Raw genomic sequence first — 23,640 nt, 5'->3', positions numbered from 1 at the left:
CGATCGAGCGGCGCGGCTCGCGGCGGGTCGGTCGGCGTCGCGTCGGCGAGATCAGTAGCCGTCCTCGGCGCGCAGCAGTTCGAGTACGAGGCGCGACTCGACGGCGGAGATGCGCTGGGAGACCGCCGAGGGCGAGACCCCGAGTTCCTCCGCGAGGTCGTCGAGGTCGGCCCGCCGCGGGCGCTCGAAGTAGCCGGCGTCGTAGGCCGCCCGGATCGCCTCGCGTTGCTTGTCGGTGATCTCGCGGGCGTCGACCTCGACGAAGCGCTCGTCGGCGGCGTCCTCGTCGGCCTCGCCGAGGTCGCGGATCCGGCGAAGCTGGACGGTCGCGCCCGTCTCGCGGACGGCCTGTACGACCGACCGGAGCGCGTCGCGGCCGGGGACGGTCACCGACACGAGCAACGCGCCGTCGCGGAACCCCTCGATCTCGGTGACACAGTCGGTTCGCCGCAGCGCCATGCAGACGCAGCCGCCGTCGACCTCGCTTCCGACGAGGCGGCGCTTGCGCTCGTCGCCGTCGATCACGGTGACCTCGGCGCGGCACTCGCAGCCGCCCTCGGCGGCCGAGCCGTCGGTGTAGACGAAGTTCTGCCGGACGTCCTCGCCCTCGGTGCCCGCCGCGAGTACCGAACAGCCGGCGGACGACTCCGGCTCGATCCGCAGGAGCGCCCGCAGTGACGACCCGGCGTTCGATCCGCTCGTTGTCGTCGCGTCGCGGCTCATCTCTACCGGACGTATGACGGTCATCGGCCTACTTTCGACTCCTAATTCCCACTCCCCGGGAATCCACCGCCGTCAGTAGACGTACTCGTCCTCGCGGAACTGGACGTACTTGCCGTCGCGGTACCCGAACTTGCGCTTCTTGTAGGCGGCGACGATCTTCGTCGCGCCGATGCCCGCCGAGTACTTCTTCGCGATCAGCGCGCCGTCGCCGTTCGCGTCCTGCATGTCGGAGACGATCCCGAACGCCCGGTCCCAGTCGTCGGGTTCGTAGTCCTCGACGATGTCGGCGAAGGAGACGTTGCGCAGGATCTCGTCGCCGATGGCCCGCTTCCAGACCTCGTTGTACTCGCCGAGGGCGTCGGTCGCCGCGAGCCGTCCCGCGATCTTGCCGGTGCGGACGGCGACGTGGTAGCCGCCCTCGTGGAACGCCGAGGTGGTGCCCATCGCGCCGCCGGCGACCGCGAGGTTCGCGCCGACGGGCGACTCGATCGGCCGCGTCGAGGAGATGGGGTAGGTCTCGGTCCCCTTCGACTTCCCGCGGTCCTCGACGCGCGGGAACGCCGACTCGACGTCGTACTCGTCGCCGTACTCCAGTTCGAGCAGGCGGCGGATGTACTCCGCCCCGGCGGGGATCCGCTCGTCGGTCGGCGCCAGCAGTTTGTACGACTCGGGGTGGGCGACGTCGTCGAGGGTCATCCCGATCGGCATCGTCAACCCGACGCGGGCGACCGTGTCGTCGTTGGGGAACACCCACGGGTAGGCCGTCTCGCCGGGCATGTACCCCCACCAGAACTTCAGGCGGTCCTCCTCGAAGACCTCCTCGGGGAACCGGCGGTACTCCTGGTAGGCGATGTGGTTCGCCTCCGGCGGCGAGAGGACCTCCGAGATGCTCCGCCCGGCGGGCGTGAACTGGTCGAGCGCGCCGAGGGTGATCCGCCGCTGGGGGCCGTCGGCGAGGACGACGTAGTCGGCTTCGACCGCCTCGCCGTCGGACAGCGTCACGGTGTGGCTCGGCGCGGCCCCCGAGAGGTCGGTTTCGAGGTCCTTGACGCCCACGCCGACGCGCAGGTCGGCGCCGGCGTCGGCGGCGCGTTCGTGGAGCCAGTCGTCCATCCGGGCGCGGTGGAAGGTGTAGCCGAACGTCGGGTACGAGGCGTCGATGCCCGTCGTGTTCAACTCGACCGCCGTCGTCGGGCCGACGAAGTCCGCCCCCTCGAGTTCGCGGAGAACGATCTCGTCGGGGATCTCCTCGTAGTCGAACCCCATGATGTCGACCCAGTAGTCGAGCATCCCGGCGGCGTCGGTCGAGTCGGGACCGACGTCCTCGCGGTCTTCCCGGGGTACGCCCTGCTCGAAGAGGACCGTCTCGGCGCCGTGGGCGGCGGCCTGTTCGGCCGCCGAGGCCCCCGCGGGCCCGCCGCCGACGATCGCGACGTCAACGCGTTCCATACTGGGTGGGGACTCAAGGCTGCCTATTAAACTGCCTGAAACTCCCGCCGATCGTGACAGTTCAGCCGCCCCGAGGAGGCCGTCGACGCGGGACTGGCGACCGTGGCGGTCCCGGCGGAGGCGTTCGACGCGCGGTTCGAGGAGGTGACCGCGCGACTCGCCGCGGGGCCGACGCGCGCCTACGCCGAACTCAAGGGGCTGTTCCGGAGCGCGTACGAAACCGACCTCGCGACGCACCTCGACCGCGAGAGAGACCGGATCGCCGCGCTGGCCGAGACCGACGACTACGCGGCGGGGCTGGCCGGCTTCCTCGGCGACGAGGACCCCGAGTTCGAGGGCCGGTAGGCCCCCCGGAGCACACGGTTCTTTGCCCCTCCGGTTCGAGCGTGGGGGTATGCCAGAGGACCTCGATGTACTCGTCCTCCGGACGGGGACACACGGGACGCCCGTCGAGGAGTACGCGGCCGCCATCCGCGACCGACTGCCAGACACGCCGGTTCGGCTGGCCCGGACGCCGGCCGAGGAGCGCGAGGCCATCCGCGAGGCCTGGTTCGTGACCGGGATGGACCTCGACGAGTCGCTGCTCGCGGTCGCCGAGAACCTCGAAGTGTTCGCGTGCGCGTACGCGGGCACGGGCCACCTGCCGCTGGACGCCCTCGACGAGCGGGGCGTGACCGTCACGAACGCCTCCGGCGTCCACGGCCCGAACATGGGCGAACACGTCCTCGGTGCCATCCTCGCGTTCACCCGCCGGTTCCACGTCGGCGCGCGCCGCCAGCGCCGCCGGGAGTGGCGCCACTATCGGGCCCACGAGTTGCAGGACTCGACCGTGACCGTCGTCGGACTGGGGGCGATCGGCCGGTCGGTCTGCGAGCGTCTCGACCCCTTCGGCGTCGAGACGATCGGCGTGCGCCACTCCCCGGAGAAGGGCGGCCCCGCCGACGAGGTGTTCGGCTACGACGACGACCTCCACGAGGCGTTCGCGCGCACGGACTACCTCGTGTTGACCTGCCCGCTGACCGACGAGACCCGCGGGCTGGTCGACGCCGAGGCGCTCGTGACCCTGCCGCCGGAGGCGGTGCTGGTCAACGTCGCCCGCGGGCCGGTCGTCGACACCGACGCGCTGGTCGACGCGCTGCGCCGGAACCGCCTCCGCGGCGCCTCGCTGGACGTCACCGACCCCGAGCCGCTGCCCGAGGAACACCCGCTGTGGACGTTCGAGAACGTCCAGCTAACCCCGCACAACGCCGGCCACACCCCGGAGTACTACGAGCGGCTGGCGGACGTCGTCGCCGGCAACGTCCGCCGGATCGAGGAGAGCGACTCGTTCGAGGGGCTCGACAACCAGGTCCTGCCGCGGACGTAGGCCGGTCGCGGCGACGAGCGCGGTCGGTCACACCGCCCCGTCGGCGGCGGCTCTCGTCTACATTTATGGCACCCGAGCCGGTAGGTCCGGACGAGATGACCGTGTACACGCCCCGCGAGGTGGCCCGATGGCGATAACGTTCGACGGACCGGTGCTCGTCCCCGTCGCCGACCCGAACGACGCCGAGCGGACTGCTCGGGCCGTCGCCGCCCGCCTCGAACCCCCGGTGACGGCGTTCGTCGTCCACGTCATCGAGAAAGGCGGCGGCGCGCCGGACAAGGCTCCCCTCGAAGCCCGGCGGGAGTACGCGGCCGAGTCCTTCGGGCGGGCGCGCGGGCCGCTCGAAGCGGCCGGTCTGACCGTCGAGACGGAGATTCTCTACGGGACGGACGTGGTCGAGACGATCCTCGACGCCGCGACCGACCACGGGGTCGACGGCGTCGTCTTCGTCCCGCGGACGGGCGGCCGACTGACGAAACTGCTCACCGGGGACGTGACCCGGCGGCTTGTCGAGACGGCGTCGGTGCCGGTCGTGTCGCTCCCGCGGGCGGACGCGAGCGAGGACGAGGACTGAAAGGGAACCTACAGGTAGCCGTTCTCCAGCAGCAGTTCGCCGTTGAGGACGCTGGCGCCGGCGGCGCCGCGGATCGTGTTGTGCGCGAGGCAGTTGTACTGCAGGCCGAACGTCGACTCGCGCAGGCCGCCGGCGGCGATGGCCATGCCGTCGCCGAGCGTGCGGTCCAGCCGGGGCTGGGGGCGGTCGGGCTCGTCGAAGACGTGGATCAGGGGGTCGGGCGAGGACGGCAGGTCGAGCGAGGGGTACTCGCGCATCGCCTCGGCGGCCGCCGCGGGCGAGAGGTCCTCGTCGGTCTCGACGAAGACGTTCTCGAGGTGGCCGTCGATCGTGGGGATGCGGTTGCAGGAGGCGGCGACCTCGACGTCGTGGCGGTCGAGTTCGGCGCCGTCGAACCCGCCGAGTAGCTTGCGTGACTCCGTTTCGAGTTTCTCCTCCTCGCTCCCGATGTGGGGGACGGCGTTGTCGATGATCTCCATCGAGGTGACGCCGTCGTAGCCCGCGCCGGAGACGGCCTGCAGGGTCGCGACGTGGACCCGTTCGAGGCCGAACTCGGCGAGGGCGGCGAGGGTCGGGACGAACGTGATCGTCGAGCAGTTCGGGTTCTTCACGAGCGCGCCGTCCCAGCCGCGCTCGTCGCGCTGGACTTCGAGCAGGTCGAGGTGGTCGGCGTTCACCTCGGGGATCACGAGCGGGACGTCCGCGGCCATCCGCGCGTTCGAGGAGTTCGAGGAGACGACGTAGCCGGCTTCACAGAAGTCGGGTTCGACGGCGGCGCCGACGCTCGACGGCAGCGAGGAGAACAGCAGGTCGACGTCGTCCGGGACCGAGTCGGGTTCGGTCGCGCCGACGGTCATCCCGGCGACGTCCTCGGGGATGGGGGTGTCGACGCGCCACTTGGCGGCCTCGCGGTAGGTCTTCCCGGCGCTCGCGTCGCTGGCGGTCAGCGCCGCGACCGCGAAGTCGGGGTGTGGGTCCAGAAGCTGAATCAGTCGTTGTCCGACGGCGCCCGTCGCGCCGAGGACGCCAACTCGTACTGCCATTGTCGGGGGCTGGGAACCGGGCGCGCAAAACCGTTTGGATCGAGTCACCGTTTGCTGGCGCCTCGAACGGCTCACCACCGGTGGTGGACGTGCTCGCGGACGTACTCGTCGTACACTTCGCGGACCGCCGCGCGCTCCTCGTCGGTCAGCGACCGGCGGTCGGCCGCCTCGACGTTCTCGCGGACGTGCGTCGGGTTCGTCGAGCCGGGGATCACCGTCGTCACCGCCTCGTGGTCGAGGATCCACCGGAGCGCGAACTGCGCCATCGTCCAGCCGTCGGGGACGACCGGCCGGAGGGCGTCGACGGCGTCGAGGCCGACCTCGAAGGGGACGCCGGCGAACGTCTCGCCGACGTCGAACGCCTCGCCGTCGCGGTTGAAGTTGCGGTGGTCGTTCTCCGGGAAGGTGGTGTCGGCGTCGAGCGCGCCGGTGAGAAGCCCCGAGGCGAGCGGGACGCGGACGATCACGCCCACGTCGCGGTCGGCGGCCGCGGGGAGGAACCGCTCGGCCGGGCGCTGGCGGAACGGGTTGCAGATGATCTGGACGGTCTCGACGCCCGGGTACTCGATCGCCTTCAGCCCCTCCTCGACGCGCTCGACGCTGACGCCGTAGTGGGCGATTTTCCCCGCGTCGACGAGCGCTTCGAGGGCCTCGAACGTCTCGGGTCGGTAGTAGACGTCCGTCGGCGGGCAGTGCAACTGCAGGAGGTCGACCGTCTCGACGTCGAGGTTCTCCCGGCTCCGGTCGACGAACCGTTCGAGGTGGTCGCGGTCGTAGCCGTCGGCCTCGTGGGGGTCGAGTCGGCGGCCCGCCTTCGTCGCGACGACGGGGTCGTCCTCGTCCTCGCGGGCCGCGAGCGTCTCGGCGATCAGCCGCTCGCTGCGACCGTCGCCGTAGACGTCGGCCGTGTCGACGAAGTCGACGCCGGCTTCCAGTGCGGCGTCGATGGCCGCGCGACCCTCCGCCTCGGGGACGTCGCCCCAGTCCGAGCCCACGTTCCAGGTGCCGAGTCCGACTTCCGTGACCTCCCAGCCGGTCGTGCCGAGCGCGCGTCGGTCCATACCCCGTCTTCCGGATCCGCCCACCTGAACGTTCAGGAACCCCGTGCCGATTGCCTCGGCGCGACGGCGTGGACCCGCGATATCGCGGCCGAACACAGAAGCAATTAAGAACGCGTAGCGGAACCCATCGAACGATGCACCCGCACTCGCCCGACTCCGGACCGCTCGGCGCCGCGTCGGCCGGCGCCCGCGAACCGACGCCCCGACCGACCGCGGGGTGGGACCGATGACGGCCGCGACCGAACGCGGCGTCGGCCCGTTCGAGAGCACGTTCAACCTGTCGGCGGCCGTCGTCGGCGCGCTCGCGATTCTGCTCGGCGTCGTCGCCGGCTGGACCGGCTACCAGGGGGGCGAACTGCTCGTCGTCGGCCGCGAACTGACGATCCTGGAGGGCGCGGTCGCGCTCACGTTCGGCGCCGGCGTCGGCGTCCTCGCGCTGTGGATCGCCTTCTACATGGAGCCCGGTTTCGGCGACGACCACGGCCACGAAGCCGGTGACGGGGCCGAGGAGCCGGTCGCCGCCGAGGCCGCCGAGGACTGACGACGAGAATCCCGAACCCGACGACGTCTCCGACCCCTTCGAGGACAGAGCCGTCGCTCGCCGGTTCGCGTGCGAGACGAGAGAACAGCTCTAGGCCGGAACTTCCGCGCCCTTCTTGCGCGTCACGTAGCCCGCGATGCGGTTGCGGACGCCCTTGGACTCGATGTTGGTCAGCTTCTCGACGCTGTCTTTGTTCTGCTCGAAGTCGGTCGTGAACGCGTCCGGGTACCGCTCGAGGAGCAGGTTCCCGGTCTTCTTGACGTAGGCCGGTTTGATTGCCATACAGGCGCTTCCGTCTTGAGACTCTTATAACACACCATTTTGGGCGATGGTGGACGCCGAGGACGGCCGCGGACCGGTCGGCGCAGGGCCGTCCTCGCCGCGGGTCGGGGCTACGACTCGCGTTTCAGTCCCGCGAGGTAGTCGTCGACCATCGCCCGGACGTGGCGGAGCCACTCCGCGTCCCGTCCGGTGGTGCGGAGCACGAGCGCGCCTTCGAGGATCACGTACAGGACCGCGGCCACCCGCTCGGCGTCGACGTCACGGAGCGACCCCTCTTCGACGGCGGCCGAGAGCAGCGCCTCGATGTGGTCGCGGATCATCCGGTCGGTCGCGTCGAAGTAGTCCTGCACCCGGGGGTCCCGCACCGCCTGCGCCCGCAGTTCGAGGACGACGCGCGCCAGTTCCGCCGTCTGTACCTCCTCGATGGGCACTCCGTCGGCGGTCTCGCCGACGAGGACGAGGTCCAGCGACCGGTCGAGGGTCCCGAGCGGATCGCCCTCCGGTCCGGCGAGGAACGCCTCGACGTACCGTTCGAGCATCCGCTCGGTGAACGCCATCAGGAGGTCGTCCTTGCCGTCGAAGTGGTGGTAGATGGTCGACTTGCTCAGCGACGTGCGGTCCGCGATGTGCTGGATGGAGAGGTCGGCGTACCCGTGGTCGGCGAGCGCGCGGTAGGTCGCGCGAAAGATCTCCTCGCGACTCGTCTCGGGGTTCGCGAAGGGCTCCGCGAGGCGGTCCATGTCGACCGACCGTTTGGTCGGCGGGCACTTAACTGGCACACCGCCGGAACCCGTCCGGACCGAAGTGCTTTTCTCCCAACCGAACGTTCGGTCGGTATGACCGAACCGAGGACCGCGGCCGTCGCGGACGGCGTCTACCGGTGCGGGAGCGAGCGCGTCAACTGGTACGTCGTCGCGGCGGACGGCGAACTCACGGTGGTCGACGCCGGCTTCCCCGGCCACTGGCCCCAGCTACCCGCGCTGCTCGACGCGCTCGGCTCCGACCTGACGGACGTCGCCGCCTGCGTGCTGACCCACGCCCACCCCGATCACGCGGGGTTCGCCGCCCGACTCCGCGAGGCGGCCGACGTCCCGGTGTGGGTACACGAGGCGGGCGTCGAGGCCGCACGGGGCGAGTGGGAGCTTCCGGTCGCGGGAACCGTGAAGAACCTCTGGCGGCCGGAGATGCTCCGGTACGGCGTCGAGTTCGTCCGGTCCGGCGGGACGTCGGTGCCGCCCGTCCGGACGGTCCGGACGTTCGGCGACGGGGAGACCCTCGACGTTCCCGGGCGGCCGCGGGCGATCCACGCCCCGGGCCACAGCGAGGACCACGTCGCGCTCTCCGTCCCCGACCGCGAGGTGCTCTTCTGTGGCGACGCGCTCGCCACGGTCGACTTCGTCGCCGGCCGCGGCCACCGCCCCCAACTGCTGCCGGCGTGGATCAACCGGAACCACGACCGGGCCCGCGAGTCGATCGCACGGCTCGAACCGCTCGGCGAGGTCACGCTGTTGCCCGGCCACGGCGACCCGTGGCGGGGACGGACCGAGACGGCCGTCGAACTCGCCCTCGAACGGGAGTGACGTCGGGCGCGGGGCGGGCCGTCACCCCCGGAGGTGCCGGGAGAGGAACGCCGCCTGCCGGTCGACGAGGCGGTCGAACGCCGGGGGCGTGTAGACGTCGAAGTGACCGCCCGGTAACCGGAGGCGTTCGACGTCGTCGAGTCTCGCGACGAGTCGCCGGACGGTCCACGGCGGAACGATCCGGTCCCGCGCCGCCTCGGCGACGAACGTCGGGCAGTCGACGTCCCCCGCCTCCGAGACGGGTCGGTAGAAGGGGACGGTCGCGGCGACCCGGCCGGGGACCTCGTTCCGGAACTCCTCGCCCGCCGGGACGAGCGCCTCTATCGCGGCCCTCGCGTCGGGCGCGTTCAACACCCCGAAGCCCTCCCCCTCGTCGACGATCGGAACGTAGTGGGGGTCGCGCCCGAGCAGCGCCCGCGGGAGGTCCCGGAGCGCCCCCGCGACGGCCTCGCGCGCGTACGACGCGCCCCCGCGCCGGAGCGCGCCGGCGACGGTCGCGAGGCCGTCGCCGAACGGCACCTGCGCGACGACCGCCGCGACGTCCCCGTCGCGTGCGGCGGTCGTGATCACGTGGCCGCCGCTGAGGGACGTCCCCCAGAGCGCGAGTCGGTCCCCGTCGACGTCGTCGCGCCCGCGGACGTGCGCGACGGCCGCACGCCAGTCCGCGAGTTGCCGGCGAGGGCTGACCAGATTCCGCGGCCGCCCCCCGCTGTCGCCGAAGGTGCGGTAGTCGAAGACGAACGCGGCCACCCCCCGCTCGGCGAACCGGCGCGCGTACGCGGGCAGTCGCCACGTCCGCTCGCCGCCGAACCCGTGGGCAAGCACCACGACGGGCGGGTCGGCGGCGTCGTCGGGGAGAAAGAGGTCACCGCGACACGTCTCGCCGTCGCTTCGGAACCGGACCGGTTTTGAGTCGCCGGAGTCGCTCATCGGACCGACCGTTCGGTCGGCGAGGATATAACGTCCCCCGCCGATTCCCGCGCGACGACTCGCCGCGGCTCACGGGGTCCAGTCCGAGTGCCGGATCAGTCGGGCGAACGCCTCGCGCTCGCGTGCGTCGCCCGCGCGCTCGACGACCGAGGCACAGTAGTCGAGCCGACACCGGAGTTCGTCGTCGTCGTAGCCCGCGACGCCGAGCCGCGAGGCCGCGACCGTGGCCTCGATCACGGCCGCGAAGCCGCGGTCGATCGTCGCCACCGTCTCGCACTCGGCGGCCGCCTCGACCGGGTCGAGGCGCCACTCCTCCCAGCGCGTCTCGCCCTCCGTTCCCTCGTCGACCCGCTCGACCGCGACGCGCGCCCACGCGTCGGCGGAGTCGAGCACCGGCGCGTCGAGTTCGTGGATCGACAGCGCGGCGTCGACGAAGTCGACCGGGTCGCGCGTGAACTGGACGTAGCCCTCCCCCTGTCGATGGAAGTTGCGCCGCGTGCGGGTGTCGCCCCACGTCCGGGCGGTGACCGCGTCGTCGCCGTCGCCGGCGAACAGCCCGAGCGCCGCGGCGTTCCACAGGCCGTTCGGCCCGAGGGTCGTCACGACCGACTCGGTGACTCCGGCGAGGTCGACGGGCCACTCCGCGTCCCCGGTCATACGTCGACTGCTTCGCGCTCGAGGGCGATGAACAGTCCGGCCGCGGTGAGATCCGCCGTCGTCCCGGGGTTGATCCCGCGGGCGACGAGGTCGTCGGCGAACGCCTCGACCCGCTCGCGGTCGGCCGCCGACTCGCGCAGTTCGGCCGCACGCTCGGTCACCTCGCGGGCGACGCCCTCGCCGCTGCGCTTCGCGACGAGCGTGTCGGGGCGCTCGGCGAGCAGCGAGAGGAACGTCGCCGCCGCCCGATCCGCGACCGGGCCGTCGGCCGCGGCGATCCGCTCGGCGGCGGCGAACGACCGCTCGAAGCCGGTCAGCCACTCGCGGGCGACGTCGTCGCCGGGGACGCTCCGGTCCATCACGTCGAGCAGCGTCAGCCCCCGCTGTTCCAGCGCCGGGACGGCGTCGCTCCCGCGGCGGACGTCGAGCGGTTCGAGGTCGGCCGGCGGCTCGGAGACGAAGACGTCGACGTGGTCGAACGCGCGGTAGAAAGCCGCCGCGTCGGCGACCGTCGTGCGCTCGACGACCGACTCGGCGACCGGCTGGGAGAGGTCCTCGCGCGCGGCGCGGACGAGCGGGACGAGCAACAGGAGCGCGCCGAACTGGGTGTTGCCGCCGCCCTGAGCGGCCATCCCCTCGACCGCGCGCTCGAACGCCGGGCCGACGGCGGCGCCCTCGGCCGCCATCTCGAGGCCGTCCCGGGCGCCGACCGCGCCGGCGAGGAAGTGCTCGAACCGCAGGTCGTCGAGGTCGCGGTGGCGGTCGACGTTGCCCGGCTTCGGCGTGCCCGCGACCTCCAGCAGGAGGGCGAGTTCGGCGTTCCCCGCGGCGGTTCGCATACGGGCCGATGCGTGCCGCGGGGACTTATACCGTCGGTTCCGCCGGCCCGTCCGGCGGTTCAACTGCCGGGACAGCCCAGTTCGTACGGGTCGTCGTACGCCTCGCCCGGGACCTCGATCGAGACCGGTTCGTCGTACGCCGAGTACCGCATCGTCGCCGAGGCGTCGGCCGAACCGTCGCGCCCGGAGACATCGAATTCGATCCGGGACTCGATCGGCAGGCCGGTCTCCGCGTCGATCCACAGTTCGACCGTCGGATCCTCGACGTTCGGGCCGCCGCCGAGGGCCGAGCCGAACCCGCTCTGGGTCTCGTCGAGCGCGCTCGCCGGCGGGTGGCCGACGAGCAGGACCGCCTCGCGGCCGTCGACCGTCTCGGTCCCGTTCCAGTACAGCGAGCCGGATTCGAGCACCGAGAGCGGTCCGGCGGCGGGAGTCAGGTCGGCCCAGTCCTCCGCGTCCTCGACCTCCTCGACGGCCCAGCCACCCCAGGGGTCCGGACACTGCCGGTAGGTCGTCCGGCCGACGAGGTAGGTCGCCGTCGTCTCCCCGTCGACGGTCGCGTTCGTCCGCATCCGTTCGGCGTCGAGGTCGACGGCGCCGTCGACCTCGACGCGGATCCGCTCGGTGCGGCCGTCGCTCTCGGCGTCGACGCGTAGTTCGCCGTCGGTTCGGTACGAGTCGACCTCGTCGAGCCGTTCCTGGGAGCGTTCGAGCGCCTCGACGGCGCGGTCCTCCCGGGTGGGATCCTGGCCGAGGGCCGAACAGCCGGCGAGGACGACGAGCGCGACGACTGCGAGGAGCGCGACGCGGCGGGCGGTGGAGGGCATACCGCGAGGTGACTCGCGTCCGTACGAAAACGTTTCGGTCTTCTCACACGTCGCCCGTCCCGCGGGCGCCCCGGGTCCACCGGTCAGTCGACCGGACGCGCGGGAACGCCGATCACGGTCGCGCCCGGGTCGACGGAGTCGGTGACGACCGCCCCGGCGCCGACGGTCGCGCCCTCGCCGACCGTGATGTCGCCGAGGAGCGTCGCGTTCGCGCCGATCCGGACGCCATTCTCGACGGTCGGGTGGCGCTTGACCCGCCGGGCGGCCGCGCCCCCGAGGGTGACGCCGTGGAACATGTGCACGTCGTCGCCGACGACGGCCGTCTCGCCGATGACGACGCCCATCCCGTGGTCGATCGTCACGCGCCGCCCGATCGAGGCGGCCGGGTGGATCTCGACGCCGGTGGCGAGGCGAACGACTTGCGAGAGGACGCGCGCGGCGAGCCACCGGTCGCGGTTCCACAGGCGGTGGGCGAGTCGGTGCGCCCAGAGCGCGTGCATGCCGGGGTAACACAGCAACACTTCGAGCGCGCTCGTCGCCGCGGGGTCGCGCTCGAGGATCGCCCGGACGTCCTCACGAATCCGTTCGAACATCCTCCCTCGGGGTCCCGCGGTCGCCGGGTCGCGGCTCGCTCGCACGGCTCGACGGGGTCGCGTCGGGCGGACGACACCGACCGGCGGGGGAACGGCGGTGTTCGTCGTCGGTCCCTCCGGCGCGGTCGGCGCGGAACATACGCGGTAGTATCGGGCAGACGCACATGAAAGCTCGGCCCCGGGCCGTCCGACGCTACCGGTCGGCGACGGCGACGCGGTCGTCGACGGCCGCGCGCACCCGTTCGAGGACGACCGGGTCGGTGCTGGGCCGGCCCACGCTGACCGCGTCGGCGCCGTAGTCGAGGTACTCCCGGACCGTCGCCGCGTCGCGGACGCCGTTGTTGGCGATCACGAACAGGTCACAGGCGTCGGCGACGTCTGCGACCACCGCCTCCGAGTCCATCGCGTCGACGTGGACGAACGACGCGCCGGCGGCCTCGAGGTCGGCGGCGAGCGCCGGGAGGTCGACCGCCGGGACCTCCGCGCGGACCTTGACGCCGACGGTCGCGCCCGCCTCGGCCGCGGTCGCGACGTACTCGCAGAGCCGGTCGGCGTCGCGCAGGAGCGTCTCGCCACAGCCGACGGCGCACAGTTCGTCCTGTCGGCAGTGGGCGTTGATCTCGAGGAGCGCGTCGCGGTCGCGACAGACGCGTGCGACCCGCCGGATCGGCTCGCGGGTCGCGCTGCGGACGTTGAACCCCGCTCTGAGGGGGACGTCCGCGAGGGCGGCGAGCTGGTCGTCGACGAACGCGACCGGGTCCGGGGGGAGGAACTCCTCGCGGTCGCGGGCGACGAGTTCGCGGGCCGCCTCGCGGGCGGGGTCGTCGAGGGCGACGCCGCCGAGGAAGGCCGCGCCCGCGTACGGGGCGCCGGCGGCGGCCCACGCGGCGTCCGAGCGCCCGCTGAGGCTCGCGAGCGCGAGGCGCGGGTCGAACATCGTCAGGCGACCAGATCGACCGCGTCGGTGACCGCCTCGATCACGCGTTTCGCGTCCGCGGGCGAGTCGATCCCGATGTCGGTCCGGACGGTCGGCCGGTCGAAGGCGACGTCGTCGCGCTCGTCGACGACGAACGCGTCGGCGAACGGGTACGCCGTCGCCAGCCCGCGGGTGCTGGCCGTCGCGCCGACGGCCTCCATGAGTTCGCCCGCGGGGCCGGAGAACGCCTCGTCGCCGAGGAACGGCGAGACGGCGACGACGGTCGTCTCGTGGAGCGCGTCGCCGACGCCGGGCAGCGCGAGCATCGGCCCGATGCTCGTGACGGGATTCGAGGGCCCGATCACGACGACGTCGTCGAGCGCCTCGATCACGCCCGGCGCCGGTTCGGCCCGCGAGGAGCCGCGGAACTCGACGTTCTCGACGGCGGGTTCGCCCTCGCGGCCGACCCAGAACTCCTGGAAGTGCATCGGCCCCTCGTCGGTGTGGACGATGCTGGCGACGGGGTCGTCGCTCATCGGCAGGAGGTCGGCCGAGAGGCCGAACGCGTCGGCCAGCCGCGCCGTGACCTCGCTCAGCGAGTGGCCCTGATCGAGCAGGCTGGTCCGGGTGAGGTGGACCGCCCGGTCGCGGTCGCCGATCGTCATGAACTCGCCGACGCCCGAGAAGCGCCGCCAGCGGGCGATCTCCCGGCCCTCGGTCTGGCGCTCGTCGGGGAGGTACTGGGGCCCCTCGGGGAGGTCCGCCGCGGTAGCGATGTCCCGGAGCGCGGAGTGGGTGCGGTGGGTGTCGCCCTCGATCCCCCACCAGTGCTCGCGGTCGAGGACGCCGCCGCCCTGAAAGAGGAGGGTGTCGACGTCGGGGGAGACGAACAGCCCGCCGAGTTCGATGTCGTCACCGGTGTTCGCGATCACCGTCGTCTCCGCCGGCGAGAACGCGGTCCCGGCTCCGTCCAGCAGTTTCGGCGTTCCGGTGCCTCCGGAGAGGAACGTAACCATGTCGGCCACTTTCCCCGAAGCCCCTTAATCACTTGCGTCCCGCCTTCGTGGGGCGTTCACTCCCCGATCCAGTCGGCGAAACTCCCGTCGAGCAGCGTCTCGCGCTGGCGCTCGACGTACCGGCGCTGCATGCCGTAGATCGCCGCCTCGAAGTCGGCGCCCTCGTCGAGGCGCCGGCGGACCGCCGCGCGCTTCCAGGCGGCGGGCGAGACGCCCCGGCGGGCCCGCCGCCGGAGCGGGTAGAGGTAGGTCGCGACCTCCTCGTCCGAGAGGCCGCGGTTTGCCAGTCCGCCCTCCGCGTGGGCGAGCAGGTCCTCGTAGATGCGCTCGCGGTCGGTCGTCTCCTCGCCGTCGTTGGTGATCCAGGTGAGGTCGGCGTCGAGGCCCTCGCGCATCGCGGCGTAGAAGTTCTCGCGGGCGCGTTCCCAGTCGAGTTCGCGGACGGGGTGTTCGAGCCGGGTGAGGCTCTCCAGCAGGCCGGCGAAGGCCGCCTGAAAGGCGATCGAGTCGCGCACGGTCGGCTGGGCCGGGATCGGGCGGAACTCGATGCGGGCGTTGGCCGCCGAGCGGGTCGCGCCGTCGAACACCGGGCGGACCCACCGCCAGAAGGTGCCGTGCTTGCGCCGGAAGTGGGGGAACCGGTCGTCGAAGCGCTCGCCGCCGTCGACGGGCATCGGGACGAGGACGTCGTCCTCGGCGATCCGGCGGACGGCCTCCTCGACCGTCTCGAGGTCGCGGGGGAAGCGCACCTTCCCCGCGCCCGCCGCGGGGTGGTTGAGCACGGTCTCGAAGACGCTGATCCGGTTCTCCATCCAGCCGTCCCGCAGGATCGCCTCGGGGGCGGCCTCGTCGTAACAGTCCGGCGGGAAAAACGGCGAGTTGGCCCCGAGCGCGAGCAGCGGGCCGGCGATCCGCAGGGCGTAGGTGAAGTACGCCGGCAGGTCCGCCGCGTGGGGCACCTGGTAGTGGGGCTGGATCGACGTGATGAGGCTCTCGGGCATCACGGTGTCCGCTTCGAGGGTGACGTGGGGGGCGTCGATCCGCATCCCGGCCGCCTGCGCGCGATCGGTGTTGGCCATCGCGTGGTAGCGCGCCGAGTCGCTCATGTTCGTCGCGACCCGGACGTGGCGCTCGCCGTCGGGGGTCTCGACGGTCCGCTCGACGCTGTCGGTGAGGTAGTCGCGGGCGCGCTCGCCCTCCGGCGGAATCGTCCACATGCCGTCGCTGACGAGGCGCATCCGCTCGCTGCCGGTCACGTCGAGGGCGGTCCGGAGGCGGGCTTTCACCTCGGCCTCCTGGGCGCGCAGGCCGTCGGCGTTCAGCGGCTGGGGGCTGGTCGTCATCTCGGCGTTGTGCAACCCGAGTTCCTTCTCGAAGCCGATCAACTCGAGCAGCCGCCGGGGGACCCGCCGGAGCGCCGTCGTCTCGGCGTCGGTCGCGTAGAACTCGTACTCGAAGCCGACGATCGCCTGCGGGTTGTCGAACGCGCCGTCCTCGAGTTCCTCGAGCAACACCTCGGCGTCGGCCGCGGCTCCCTCGCGAAACTCGTCGGGGTCGACCGCGAGCACGTCGCCGATCCGCGCCGCGAGGTCCTCACCTGCCATGCTCGCCCGTGTGCGACGGACGCCCTTGAATGCACGCTACTCCGGGCGTGGGTCGGCGAGACGGGCCCGGGGCGGTGAGGGGGAACGCGAGGAGAGAACGGTGCCTACTCGAACCGTTCGACGGCCGCCTCGTAGCGGCGTTCGGGCTCCTCCCAGTCGACGACCTCGAAGAAGGCGTCGACGAACTCGCCGCGGGCGGGGCCGTAGTCGTGGTAGTAGGAGTGCTCCCAGACGTCACACGCGAGAATCGGGTGGCTACCCCACAGCGCGCCCTGGTCGTGCTTGTCGACGACCACGTTGCGTAGCTGGTTCGAGAACGAGTCGTACACCAGCAGGGCCCAGCCGCCGGCGGCGCCCGCGGCGGCCTCGAACTCGCCTTTCCAGGCCTCGTAGGAGCCGAAGTCTGCCTCGATGCGGTCGGCGAGGTCGCCCGAGGGCTCGTCGCCGCCCTCCGGGCTCATGTTCTTCCAGAACAGGTCGTGGAGGACGTGGCCGGAGCCGTTGTGGGTGACGCTTCGCAACGCGGCGGGCGAGGCGTCGAAGTCGCCGGCCTCGCGGTTCTCCGCCAGCGTCTCCTCGGCGCCGTTCCAGCCGTCGACGTAGCCCTGGTGGTGGGTGTCGTGGTGCCACGTCAGCACCTGCTCGCTGATGTGCGGTTCCAGGGCGTCGTAGTCGTACGGCAGGTCGGGAAGGTCGTAGTTCGTCATGCGACCGGAGGGAGGGACCGGCCGACCGTAACGGTTTCCTGAAATTCGTTTTTGTAGACCGAGTATCGGGTTCGGCTCAGGAGATGTCCCGAACGATTTCGACGACTTCGTCGCCGCGCTCGGTCGGGCGGTAGGTCACGTAGTTGCCGTCGCGGTCGGCGGTGACGAGGTCGGCCTCCTTCAACTGTTTGAGGTGGTAGGAGAGCTTCGAGTACTCGATGTCGAACACCTCGACGAGGTCGCAGACGCAGAGTTCGGACTCGGCGAGCAGTCGCATGATGAGCAGGCGGCGGTCGTCGGCCAGCGCCTTGAAGATGGCGAGCGCACGCTCGACGTCGGCCGCCTCGGCGACGGCCTCGAGGCGGTCCATCTCCTCCTCCGACACCCGAAACTCGTTGGATTGCGCGGACATCCCTTTCCAGATGGACTAGGTCGCCAGGACAAATTAGTGTATGCATCGACCCGCTCGGCCGCCCCGAGACGCGACGGGCCGAGACTCGCGGGCCTCAGGCGGCCCGGAAGATCTCCACCAGTCGGTCGACCTCGGGAATATCGCCCTCCGTCTTCACGTCGCCGTCGACGGCGACGGCTGGCGTGTGCATGACGCCGCGGTCGATGATCTCCATCTGGTCGCTGACTTTCTCGACGGTCGCGTCGACGCGACCGTCGAGCGCTTCGAGCGCGTCCTCGACGCGCCGTTCGGTCTTCTTGCACCGTGGACAGCCGGGTCCGATCACTTCGATTTTCATGGTTGGTAGTCGTGGTGTTACAGCAGCGTCCCCCACAGGAGGCCGGCGGCCGTCGCGGCGACGGCGACGAGCACGAGGTACAGCGCCGTCCGCTTCGTCCCGATCGTCTTCCAGATGACGATCATGTTCGGCAGCGAGAGCGACGGTCCGGCCAGCAGCAGCGTCAGCGCGGGTCCGCCGTCCATCAGCCCCTGCGTGTAGCCGAACAGGGAACCGACGATCGGTACCTCCAGCAGCGTCGGCATGTACAGGACCGCGCCGATGACCGACGCCAGCCCCGTCGACAGCAGCGTCGTCTGGCCGAAGACCTCGCGGGTCAACAGGCCGGGTGCGACCTGGTGGGCCGCGAAGGTCTGCTCGCCGACGGCCACCGGTTCGAGGGGGTCCATCCCCTGTGCCAGCGCGGCGACCGCGCCGATGATCCCGATGACGAACGTCCCGACGATCAGCAGCGGAAAGATCGTCCGCGTGAAGAACCACGTCTCCTGGAGCCACTCGTCGATCTCGCCGCGGTCGAACTCGACCCACAGGAGGTAGCCCAGCAGGGCGAACAGCGGCGCGAGCGCGGCCACCTTCACCGCGACCGAGAGCAGACCGGACGCCGCGATCAGCAGGATCGCGACCATGCTGCCGAAGAAGGCGGCGGTCACCCACGCCGGGCGCTCGCCGCCGACGACCTGCTCGTAGCCGCCGTCGGTCGCGACGACCGCGCCCTCGCCCTCCTCGGCGTCCCGGAACGCGAACGCCATCGCGAGGCCGATCGCGCCGGCCATCGCGACGGCGAAGACCGCCCGGGCGCCGCCCAGCGGCAGTCCGAGCACGCGGGCGGTGAAGACGATCGCGAGGACGTTGATCGCCGGCCCCGAGAAGAGGAATGCCGTCGCCGGTCCGATGCCGGCGCCTTTCCGGTACAGTCCGGCGAACATCGGCAGGATCGTACAGCTACACACCGCGAGGGCCACGCCGGAGACCGACGCGATACTGTACGCGTGGAGTTTCGGCGCGTCCCCGCCGAGGTACTTCGTGACGAACCGGTCGGACAGCAGCGCGGAGATGCCCCCCGCGATGAAAAACGCCGGCACAAGACACGTGATGACGTGAAGCGTCAGGTACGACAGCGTTTCGTCGATGCCTGCACGGACCACCGCTTCGAGTACGCCGAGTAGCGACGCCATTCCAAATTAATCTAAAATGGACGGCGGCATAAGCGCATCGGTTTCAAAATATGTTGAAACCAATTGCGAAGGTCGGCGGCGTCGCGGCCCCACGAACACGCACCGACAACGCTTAAGCGGGGTCCGTCGCCTACACCACGCCGATGGAGTTCGCCACGTTCGCCGACCGGGCCGCCGCGATCGAAGCCGAGCCAGCCGATCTGGAGATCGTCGACCTCGTGACCGAGTTACTGCGCGAGGCGAGCGCGGCGAGCGAGGCCGACGAGACGGCGTCCGCCGCGGAGCGGCGAGCGGCGGGAGGCGACGCGACGAACCGCGGGCGCGAGACGACCGACGACCTCGAAGTCGTCGCCCGGTTCGTCCAGGGGCGGGTGTTCCCGGCGTGGGACCCGCGAAAGCTGGACGTGGGTCCGAACACCTGCTACGCGGCGATCGCGCGCGCGGCCGGGACGAACGTGGGGCCGGCCGACGTCGAGGAACGGCTGGCGGCGGTCGGCGAGATCGGCGAGGTGGCCGCCAGTTACGACTTCGGCGGCCAGCGGGGGCTCGCGGCGTTCGGCGCGGGCGCCGACGACGGGTCGGACGCCCTCACCGTCCGCGAGGTGTTCGACACCCTCGCCGAGGTCGCGGCGGCGGAGGGGTCGGGCAGTCAGGACCGCAAGGAGGACCTGCTGTTCTCGCTTTTCAACCGCTGTTCGAGCGAGGAGGCGCGCTACCTCGCGCGACTGGTCCTCTCGGAGATGCGCATCGGCGTCGGCGAGGGGACGGTTCGGGACGCGATCGCCGCGGCGTTCGAGGTCCCCGGGGCGTCGGTCGAGCGCGCCCTCCAGGTGTCGAACGACTACGGCGAGGTCGCCCGCGTCGCCCGCGATGCGGGCGCCGCAGGGATCGACGCGATGGGTCTCGAAGTCGGCCGACCCGTCGGAGCGATGCTCGCGCAGGCGGGGACGGTGGCCGAAGCCCTCGACGCGTGGGACGGGGCGGCCGTCGAGTGGAAGTACGACGGCGCCCGCGTCCAGTTACACCGCGGCGCCGACGGGGAGACGCGCGTCTTCTCGCGGAACATGGAAGACGTCACGGAGGCGCTCCCGGAGGTCGTCGAGTTCGCCGACGAGCGCCTCGACGAGGCCGTGATCCTCGACGGCGAAGTGGTCGCCATCGACGAGGCGGGCGACCCGCTGCCGTTTCAGGAAGTGTTGCGGCGGTTCCGCCGCAAGCACGACGTCGAGAAGGCCCGCGAGGACGTCACCGTCCGGCCCGTCTTCTTCGACTGCCTGCACGCCGGCGGGGAGGACCTGCTCGACGAGCCGTTGACGGCGCGTCACGACTGCCTGACGGCCGTCCTCGCCGACGCCGACGACGCCGACGCGGTCGACGAGCGCGACGTCGGGGGGCTGTCGCTCGTGTGGCACACCGACGACCCCGAGGAGATCGAGGGGATCGACGCCGAGGCGCTCGCGGGCGGCCACGAGGGGATCATGCTGAAGAACCCCGACTCGGCGTACACGCCGGGCCGGCGCGGTAAGCACTGGCTGAAGCGCAAGCCGGACGTCGAGACGCTCGACTGCGTCGTCACGGGCGCGGAGTGGGGCGAGGGGAGGCGGGCGACGTTCCTCGGGACGTTCGAACTCTCGGTGCGCGCCGACGAGGGGTTCGAGACCATCGGCAAGGTCGCGACGGGCATCGACGACGAGACGCTCGCGGAACTGACCGACCTGCTCGAACCACACGTGCTGGCCAGCGAAGGCCAGCGCGTCGAGGTCGAACCGGCGGTCGTCTTCGAGGTCGGCTACGAGGAGATCCAGGCCTCGCCGACGTACTCCTCGGGCTACGCGCTCCGGTTCCCGCGCTTTCTCGGTGTCCGCGACGACAAAGACCCCGCGGACGCCGACTCGCTCGCCCGCGTCCGCTCGCTGACGGAGGCGTGAGTCGGGCGCGCGCGGCAATGGCGATTGGTTTTATGTGCTGACGGTCCGTCTCACTGACACCGTGAGCGACCGGACTGCGATCGTCTCCGAGTTCGAGATCGACGCCTCGGAGTTCGTCCTCGGCGACGTGCTCGCCGGCCCGCTGGACGTCGAGGTGGCGGTCGAGCGACTGGTGCCGGCCGACGACGCGGTCGTGCCGTACCTCTGGGTCGGCGGGGCCGACGCCGGCCGGTTCGCTGACCGGGCGGCGAACTGCCCCGACGTCGCGGCCCTCGAGTTGTGCGACGTCGCCGACGGCTGGCGGCTGTTCCGCGTGGAGTGGTCCGACGAGGCCGAGGGCCGCCTCGCGGCCCTCGCCGGGACGCGGATCACGCTCCTCGAAGCCCGCGGCGCCGACCGCTGGGACGTCCGCGCCCGGTTTGCCTCCCGGGCGGACCTCTCGGCGTTCCACGACGCCTGTCGCGACTGCGGCGTCGACCTCACGCTCGCCCGCGTCCGCGCGCACCCGCCCGGCCCGGGCGGCGGCGTCGACCTGACCGATTCCCAGCACGAGGCGCTCTCGCTGGCGATCGAGCGCGGCTACTTCGACGTGCCGCGGGAGATCACCCTCTCGGAACTGGCGGCCGAACTCGGCATCTCGACGCAGGCGGCCTCCGAACGGCTCAGACGCGGCACCGACGCCGCGCTCAGGGCGTCCCTTCGCACCGACCGGGTCCCGCAGTTCGACTGACCGCCGCCGGTACAGGAGAGCATTCTTAAGAGCCGCGAGGCGAACGGTCCTGATATGCAACCGCGCGACCTGTCGGAGCACGTCGCCTACGAGGCCGGCCGGGGGATCGAGGAGGTCGCCCGCGAACTCGGGCGCGACCCCGACGAGTTCGTCAAACTCGCCTCCAACGAGAACCCCCACGGCCCCTCGCCGGCGGCCGCGGTGGCGATCCGCGAGGCCGCCGACGGCGCTAGCTCCTACCCGACGGCCGCCCACGCCGACCTCACCGACGCCGTCGCCGAGCGGTGGGACGTCGCGAGCGAACAGGTGTGGCTCGCCAACGGCGGCGACGGCGCCATCGACTACCTCTCGCGGGCGACGCTCGAACCCGGGGACGGCGTCCTCGTCCCCACGCCGGGCTTTGCCTACTACGGGATGAGCGCCCGCTTCCACCACGGCGGGGTCGAGGAGTACCGCCTCTCCCGCGAGGACGACTTCGTCCAGACCGCCGAAACGGTCCTCGACGCCTACGACGGCGAGCGAGTCGTCTACCTCACGAGCCCGCACAACCCCTCCGGGTCGACGATCCCCCTCGCGGACGTCGCGGAAGTCGCCGACGGGACGGGCGACGACGCGCTGGTCGTCGTCGACGAGGCCTACGGCGAGTTCGCCGACCGCGAGAGCGCCGTCGCCCTGATCGAGGGCCGCGACGGCTTCGACGCCCGCGAGGACGTGGCCGTCCTCCGGACGTTCTCGAAGGTCTACGGGCTGGCGGGGATTCGGCTGGGATACGCGATCGTCCCCGACGCGTGGGCCGACGCCTACGCGCGCGTGAACACCCCGTTCGCGGCCAGCGAGATCGCCTGCCGGGCCGGGCTGGCGGCGCTCGGCGACGACGAGCACGTCGAGCGGACCGTCGAGACCGCCCGCGAGGCCCGCGAGTACATGCGCGAGGGGATCGACGCGGACGTCTGGCCGAGCGAGGGTAACTTCGTCCTCGTCGACGTCGGCGAGGCGACGGCCGTCGCCGAGGCGATGCAAGAGCGTGGCGTCATCGTCCGCGACTGCACGAGTTTCGGCCTGCCGGGCTGTATCCGGATCACCTGCGGCACCGAGGCCGAGACCGAGCGCGCCGTCGAGACGCTCAACGAAGTGCTCGCCGACCGCGACCGCCAGGCCGACCGCCGGGGGGTGACCGACGCGTGAGGGTCGCCGTCACCGGCACCCCCGGTACGGGGAAGACGACCGCGACCGACCTGCTCGCCGCCCGCATCGAGGAGTTCGAGGTGGTCCACCTCAACGCCGTCCTCGAACGCGAGGGGCTCTACACCGAGGTCGACGCGGAGCGCGACAGTCTGGTCGCGGACCTCGACGCGCTCGCGGCCCGCTTCGAGGACCGGGACGACGTCGTGATCGAGTCCCACCTCGCCCACCACCTCGACGCCGACCGGGTGGCGGTGCTGCGCTGTGCGCCCGCCGACCTCGAAACGCGCCTGCGCGAGCGCGGCGAGAGCGAGGCGAAAGCCGCCGAAAATTCGGAGAGCGAGGCGCTCGACGTGATCCTCGCCGAGGCGGTCGAACGCCACGGCCTCGACTCGGTCTACGAGGTCGACACCACCGACCGCGACCCCGAGGCGGTCGCCGACGAACTCGAGGCGGTGGTCCGCGGCGAGCGCGAACCGAGCGCGGGCGAGGTCGACTTCGTGGGGTATCTGGCGTGACCCTCGACAGACTCCGCCCCTACGCGTCGCGGTTTCTCGTCCCGTTCGTGAAGGGGTTCGACCGCATCGGGATGTCGCCGGACGGCGTGAGCGCGCTCGCGTTCGGGGTGGCGGTCGCCGCCGCGGCGGCGTTCCTGCTCGGCGGACGGGCCCACCCCGTCTGGTACGCGGGCGCCGCGGCGCTCGTGTTCGTCAACGGCTGGCTGGACATCGTCGACGGGGCGCTCGCGCGCGAGCAGGGGGTCGCCTCCGAGGGTGGCGACCTGCTCGACCACGTCCTCGACCGGTACGCCGACATCGTGATCGTCGGCGGACTGGCCGCGGGCGTCGAGGACTACCTGCTGGGCTTTCTCGCGGTGACCGGCGTCGTGATGACCTCCTACCTCGGTACGCAGGCGCAGGCGGTCGGCCTCGACCGGGTCTACGGCGGCCTCGTCGGCCGGGCCGACCGTCTGGCGATCATCGGCGTCGTCGGCTTCCTCGCGTACCCGCTGTCGGGGGCGTACGCCGGACTCACGCTCGTCGGCTGGCTGCTCGTCTTCCTCGCGGTCGTCGGCCACGTCACCGCGCTCCAGCGGTTCGTCCACGCGTGGAGCGCGCTGGAGTGACGGAAAAATCCCGCACGGTTCCGGCGTATCCTTTATACCTCG

27 protein-coding genes and 1 pseudogene are annotated in these 23,640 nt (G+C 71.7%); 10 read left to right on the top strand and 18 right to left on the bottom strand.

All coding sequences use genetic code 11. The annotated features are described in order from the left end of the window. Nucleotides 1-51: 51 nt before the first annotated feature. Complete coding sequence (locus tag NKG98_RS01095) at nucleotides 52-723, bottom strand: helix-turn-helix domain-containing protein (RefSeq protein WP_254767902.1); 672 nt, start codon at nucleotides 721-723, stop codon at nucleotides 52-54. A 72-nt stretch (nucleotides 724-795) separates the two neighbouring features. After that, complete coding sequence (locus tag NKG98_RS01090; RefSeq protein ID WP_254767901.1) at nucleotides 796-2,172, bottom strand: NAD(P)/FAD-dependent oxidoreductase; 1,377 nt, start codon at nucleotides 2,170-2,172, stop codon at nucleotides 796-798. A gap of 78 nt (nucleotides 2,173-2,250) precedes the next feature. Here NKG98_RS01090 and NKG98_RS01085 point away from each other — a divergent pair. The 3 genes and pseudogenes from NKG98_RS01085 to NKG98_RS01075 all read left to right on the top strand — a co-directional run. Next, nucleotides 2,251-2,517 (top strand): annotated as a pseudogene (locus tag NKG98_RS01085) (enoyl-CoA hydratase/isomerase family protein); the annotation flags it as partial. A gap of 49 nt (nucleotides 2,518-2,566) precedes the next feature. Continuing rightward, the gene (locus NKG98_RS01080; protein ID WP_254767899.1) at nucleotides 2,567-3,538 is read left to right on the top strand and encodes a D-2-hydroxyacid dehydrogenase; all 972 of its coding nucleotides are present in this window, start codon (nucleotides 2,567-2,569) and stop codon (nucleotides 3,536-3,538) included. 127 nt (nucleotides 3,539-3,665) lie between these two features. Next, a complete protein-coding gene (locus tag NKG98_RS01075) occupies nucleotides 3,666-4,112 on the top strand; it encodes a universal stress protein (protein WP_254767898.1) in 447 nt (148 codons plus the stop codon). A gap of 8 nt (nucleotides 4,113-4,120) precedes the next feature. Here NKG98_RS01075 and asd read toward each other — a convergent pair whose 3' ends face one another. Both asd and NKG98_RS01065 read right to left on the bottom strand, forming a co-directional pair. Further along, nucleotides 4,121-5,155, bottom strand: coding sequence for an aspartate-semialdehyde dehydrogenase (gene asd / locus NKG98_RS01070; RefSeq protein WP_254767897.1), 1,035 nt, complete (start codon nucleotides 5,153-5,155; stop codon nucleotides 4,121-4,123). 71 nt (nucleotides 5,156-5,226) lie between these two features. Continuing rightward, entirely contained in the window at nucleotides 5,227-6,216 is a 990-nt protein-coding gene (locus NKG98_RS01065) for an aldo/keto reductase (RefSeq protein ID WP_254767896.1), read from the bottom strand. Nucleotides 6,217-6,442: 226 nt separating this feature from the next. On the opposite strand from NKG98_RS01065, the gene NKG98_RS01060 reads away from it, so the two are divergent. Continuing rightward, nucleotides 6,443-6,757: a hypothetical protein gene (locus NKG98_RS01060; RefSeq protein WP_254767895.1), complete on the top strand. Its 315-nt coding sequence runs from the start codon at nucleotides 6,443-6,445 to the stop codon at nucleotides 6,755-6,757. A 90-nt stretch (nucleotides 6,758-6,847) separates the two neighbouring features. Here the strand turns inward: NKG98_RS01060 and NKG98_RS01055 are convergent, their stop codons facing one another. Beyond that, nucleotides 6,848-7,039 carry a 30S ribosomal protein S17e gene (locus NKG98_RS01055; protein WP_254767894.1) on the bottom strand — a complete coding sequence of 64 codons (192 nt, stop codon included), beginning with the start codon at nucleotides 7,037-7,039 and terminating at the stop codon, nucleotides 6,848-6,850. A 110-nt stretch (nucleotides 7,040-7,149) separates the two neighbouring features. After that, nucleotides 7,150-7,779, bottom strand: coding sequence for a TetR/AcrR family transcriptional regulator (locus NKG98_RS01050; RefSeq protein ID WP_254767893.1), 630 nt, complete (start codon nucleotides 7,777-7,779; stop codon nucleotides 7,150-7,152). Between the two features lie 96 nt (nucleotides 7,780-7,875). Here NKG98_RS01050 and NKG98_RS01045 point away from each other — a divergent pair, with 96 nt between their 5' ends. After that, nucleotides 7,876-8,619: an MBL fold metallo-hydrolase gene (locus tag NKG98_RS01045; protein WP_254767892.1), complete on the top strand. Its 744-nt coding sequence runs from the start codon at nucleotides 7,876-7,878 to the stop codon at nucleotides 8,617-8,619. A gap of 21 nt (nucleotides 8,620-8,640) precedes the next feature. Here NKG98_RS01045 and NKG98_RS01040 read toward each other — a convergent pair whose 3' ends face one another. The 12 genes from NKG98_RS01040 to NKG98_RS00985 all read right to left on the bottom strand — a co-directional run bounded on the left by NKG98_RS01040 (nucleotide 8,641) and on the right by NKG98_RS00985 (nucleotide 18,632). Continuing rightward, entirely contained in the window at nucleotides 8,641-9,549 is a 909-nt protein-coding gene (locus tag NKG98_RS01040) for an alpha/beta hydrolase (protein WP_254767891.1), read from the bottom strand. Between the two features lie 69 nt (nucleotides 9,550-9,618). Beyond that, nucleotides 9,619-10,206, bottom strand: a complete 588-nt coding sequence (locus tag NKG98_RS01035) for a DUF447 domain-containing protein (protein ID WP_254767890.1) — start codon at nucleotides 10,204-10,206, stop codon at nucleotides 9,619-9,621. After that, on the bottom strand, nucleotides 10,203-11,045 hold the full coding sequence (locus NKG98_RS01030) for a triphosphoribosyl-dephospho-CoA synthase (protein WP_254767889.1): 843 nt from the start codon (nucleotides 11,043-11,045) through the stop codon (nucleotides 10,203-10,205). The genes NKG98_RS01035 and NKG98_RS01030 overlap by 4 nt, the downstream gene beginning before the upstream one ends. Nucleotides 11,046-11,104: 59 nt before the next feature. Further along, nucleotides 11,105-11,872 (bottom strand): hypothetical protein, encoded by a 768-nt coding sequence (locus NKG98_RS01025; RefSeq protein WP_254767888.1) that lies wholly within the window; start codon nucleotides 11,870-11,872, stop codon nucleotides 11,105-11,107. Between the two features lie 83 nt (nucleotides 11,873-11,955). Further along, nucleotides 11,956-12,465 (bottom strand): serine O-acetyltransferase, encoded by a 510-nt coding sequence (gene cysE, locus NKG98_RS01020; protein WP_254767887.1) that lies wholly within the window; start codon nucleotides 12,463-12,465, stop codon nucleotides 11,956-11,958. Between the two features lie 193 nt (nucleotides 12,466-12,658). Continuing rightward, nucleotides 12,659-13,402, bottom strand: a complete 744-nt coding sequence (locus tag NKG98_RS01015; protein ID WP_254767886.1) for a tRNA-dihydrouridine synthase — start codon at nucleotides 13,400-13,402, stop codon at nucleotides 12,659-12,661. Nucleotides 13,403-13,404: 2 nt separating this feature from the next. Beyond that, nucleotides 13,405-14,397 (bottom strand): 2-phospho-L-lactate transferase, encoded by a 993-nt coding sequence (gene cofD, locus NKG98_RS01010; protein WP_254767885.1) that lies wholly within the window; start codon nucleotides 14,395-14,397, stop codon nucleotides 13,405-13,407. A gap of 56 nt (nucleotides 14,398-14,453) precedes the next feature. Beyond that, entirely contained in the window at nucleotides 14,454-16,001 is a 1,548-nt protein-coding gene (locus tag NKG98_RS01005) for a glutamate-cysteine ligase family protein (RefSeq protein WP_254767884.1), read from the bottom strand. Between the two features lie 104 nt (nucleotides 16,002-16,105). Continuing rightward, nucleotides 16,106-16,708 (bottom strand): superoxide dismutase, encoded by a 603-nt coding sequence (sod, locus tag NKG98_RS01000; RefSeq protein WP_254767883.1) that lies wholly within the window; start codon nucleotides 16,706-16,708, stop codon nucleotides 16,106-16,108. A gap of 76 nt (nucleotides 16,709-16,784) precedes the next feature. Next, nucleotides 16,785-17,120 (bottom strand): ArsR/SmtB family transcription factor, encoded by a 336-nt coding sequence (locus NKG98_RS00995; RefSeq protein ID WP_254767882.1) that lies wholly within the window; start codon nucleotides 17,118-17,120, stop codon nucleotides 16,785-16,787. Nucleotides 17,121-17,214: 94 nt separating this feature from the next. Further along, nucleotides 17,215-17,457 (bottom strand): thioredoxin family protein, encoded by a 243-nt coding sequence (locus NKG98_RS00990; protein ID WP_254767881.1) that lies wholly within the window; start codon nucleotides 17,455-17,457, stop codon nucleotides 17,215-17,217. Nucleotides 17,458-17,474: 17 nt separating this feature from the next. Next, nucleotides 17,475-18,632 (bottom strand): permease, encoded by a 1,158-nt coding sequence (locus tag NKG98_RS00985; RefSeq protein WP_254767880.1) that lies wholly within the window; start codon nucleotides 18,630-18,632, stop codon nucleotides 17,475-17,477. A 143-nt stretch (nucleotides 18,633-18,775) separates the two neighbouring features. Here NKG98_RS00985 and ligA point away from each other — a divergent pair, with 143 nt between their 5' ends. The 5 genes from ligA to NKG98_RS00960 all read left to right on the top strand — a co-directional run bounded on the left by ligA (nucleotide 18,776) and on the right by NKG98_RS00960 (nucleotide 23,598). After that, nucleotides 18,776-20,560, top strand: a complete 1,785-nt coding sequence (gene ligA, locus NKG98_RS00980; protein ID WP_254767879.1) for an ATP-dependent DNA ligase LigA — start codon at nucleotides 18,776-18,778, stop codon at nucleotides 20,558-20,560. 61 nt (nucleotides 20,561-20,621) lie between these two features. Continuing rightward, on the top strand, nucleotides 20,622-21,290 hold the full coding sequence (locus NKG98_RS00975; protein ID WP_254767878.1) for a helix-turn-helix domain-containing protein: 669 nt from the start codon (nucleotides 20,622-20,624) through the stop codon (nucleotides 21,288-21,290). A gap of 54 nt (nucleotides 21,291-21,344) precedes the next feature. After that, the gene (hisC, locus tag NKG98_RS00970) at nucleotides 21,345-22,475 is read left to right on the top strand and encodes a histidinol-phosphate transaminase (protein ID WP_254767877.1); all 1,131 of its coding nucleotides are present in this window, start codon (nucleotides 21,345-21,347) and stop codon (nucleotides 22,473-22,475) included. Continuing rightward, on the top strand, nucleotides 22,472-22,990 hold the full coding sequence (locus NKG98_RS00965; RefSeq protein WP_254767876.1) for an adenylate kinase family protein: 519 nt from the start codon (nucleotides 22,472-22,474) through the stop codon (nucleotides 22,988-22,990). The genes hisC and NKG98_RS00965 overlap by 4 nt, the downstream gene beginning before the upstream one ends. Next, nucleotides 22,987-23,598 (top strand): CDP-alcohol phosphatidyltransferase family protein, encoded by a 612-nt coding sequence (locus tag NKG98_RS00960; RefSeq protein ID WP_254767875.1) that lies wholly within the window; start codon nucleotides 22,987-22,989, stop codon nucleotides 23,596-23,598. Before NKG98_RS00965 ends, NKG98_RS00960 begins: the two co-directional genes overlap by 4 nt. Nucleotides 23,599-23,640 lie beyond the last annotated feature (42 nt).

Origin of the sequence: Salinilacihabitans rarus (assembly GCF_024296665.1) — an archaeon.
In the GTDB taxonomy this organism is placed as follows: domain Archaea; phylum Halobacteriota; class Halobacteria; order Halobacteriales; family Natrialbaceae; genus Salinilacihabitans; species Salinilacihabitans rarus.
Note: the sequence above shows the minus strand (reverse complement) of the source record. Positions and strands in the feature narration are given on the sequence as shown.

Bases quoted from the DNA above. Each gene is read 5' to 3' on its own strand.
- NKG98_RS01040 (WP_254767891.1), bottom strand. From the start codon at position 9,549: ATGAGCGACTCCGGCGACTCAAAACCGGTCCGGTTCCGAAGCGACGGC.
- NKG98_RS01095 (WP_254767902.1), bottom strand. From the start codon at position 723: ATGAGCCGCGACGCGACGACAACGAGCGGATCGAACGCCGGGTCGTCA.
- hisC (WP_254767877.1), top strand. From the start codon at position 21,345: ATGCAACCGCGCGACCTGTCGGAGCACGTCGCCTACGAGGCCGGCCGG.
- NKG98_RS01030 (WP_254767889.1), bottom strand. From the start codon at position 11,045: ATGCGAACCGCCGCGGGGAACGCCGAACTCGCCCTCCTGCTGGAGGTC.
- asd (WP_254767897.1), bottom strand. From the start codon at position 5,155: ATGGCAGTACGAGTTGGCGTCCTCGGCGCGACGGGCGCCGTCGGACAA.
- NKG98_RS00985 (WP_254767880.1), bottom strand. From the start codon at position 18,632: ATGGCGTCGCTACTCGGCGTACTCGAAGCGGTGGTCCGTGCAGGCATC.
- NKG98_RS01065 (WP_254767896.1), bottom strand. From the start codon at position 6,216: ATGGACCGACGCGCGCTCGGCACGACCGGCTGGGAGGTCACGGAAGTC.
- ligA (WP_254767879.1), top strand. From the start codon at position 18,776: ATGGAGTTCGCCACGTTCGCCGACCGGGCCGCCGCGATCGAAGCCGAG.
- NKG98_RS01055 (WP_254767894.1), bottom strand. From the start codon at position 7,039: ATGGCAATCAAACCGGCCTACGTCAAGAAGACCGGGAACCTGCTCCTC.
- NKG98_RS01080 (WP_254767899.1), top strand. From the start codon at position 2,567: ATGCCAGAGGACCTCGATGTACTCGTCCTCCGGACGGGGACACACGGG.
- NKG98_RS00995 (WP_254767882.1), bottom strand. From the start codon at position 17,120: ATGTCCGCGCAATCCAACGAGTTTCGGGTGTCGGAGGAGGAGATGGAC.
- NKG98_RS01075 (WP_254767898.1), top strand. From the start codon at position 3,666: ATGGCGATAACGTTCGACGGACCGGTGCTCGTCCCCGTCGCCGACCCG.
- NKG98_RS01050 (WP_254767893.1), bottom strand. From the start codon at position 7,779: ATGGACCGCCTCGCGGAGCCCTTCGCGAACCCCGAGACGAGTCGCGAG.
- NKG98_RS01060 (WP_254767895.1), top strand. From the start codon at position 6,443: ATGACGGCCGCGACCGAACGCGGCGTCGGCCCGTTCGAGAGCACGTTC.
- NKG98_RS01015 (WP_254767886.1), bottom strand. From the start codon at position 13,402: ATGTTCGACCCGCGCCTCGCGCTCGCGAGCCTCAGCGGGCGCTCGGAC.
- cysE (WP_254767887.1), bottom strand. From the start codon at position 12,465: ATGTTCGAACGGATTCGTGAGGACGTCCGGGCGATCCTCGAGCGCGAC.
- NKG98_RS01025 (WP_254767888.1), bottom strand. From the start codon at position 11,872: ATGCCCTCCACCGCCCGCCGCGTCGCGCTCCTCGCAGTCGTCGCGCTC.
- sod (WP_254767883.1), bottom strand. From the start codon at position 16,708: ATGACGAACTACGACCTTCCCGACCTGCCGTACGACTACGACGCCCTG.
- NKG98_RS00990 (WP_254767881.1), bottom strand. From the start codon at position 17,457: ATGAAAATCGAAGTGATCGGACCCGGCTGTCCACGGTGCAAGAAGACC.
- NKG98_RS01045 (WP_254767892.1), top strand. From the start codon at position 7,876: ATGACCGAACCGAGGACCGCGGCCGTCGCGGACGGCGTCTACCGGTGC.
- NKG98_RS01035 (WP_254767890.1), bottom strand. From the start codon at position 10,206: ATGACCGGGGACGCGGAGTGGCCCGTCGACCTCGCCGGAGTCACCGAG.
- cofD (WP_254767885.1), bottom strand. From the start codon at position 14,397: ATGGTTACGTTCCTCTCCGGAGGCACCGGAACGCCGAAACTGCTGGAC.
- NKG98_RS01090 (WP_254767901.1), bottom strand. From the start codon at position 2,172: ATGGAACGCGTTGACGTCGCGATCGTCGGCGGCGGGCCCGCGGGGGCC.
- NKG98_RS01005 (WP_254767884.1), bottom strand. From the start codon at position 16,001: ATGGCAGGTGAGGACCTCGCGGCGCGGATCGGCGACGTGCTCGCGGTC.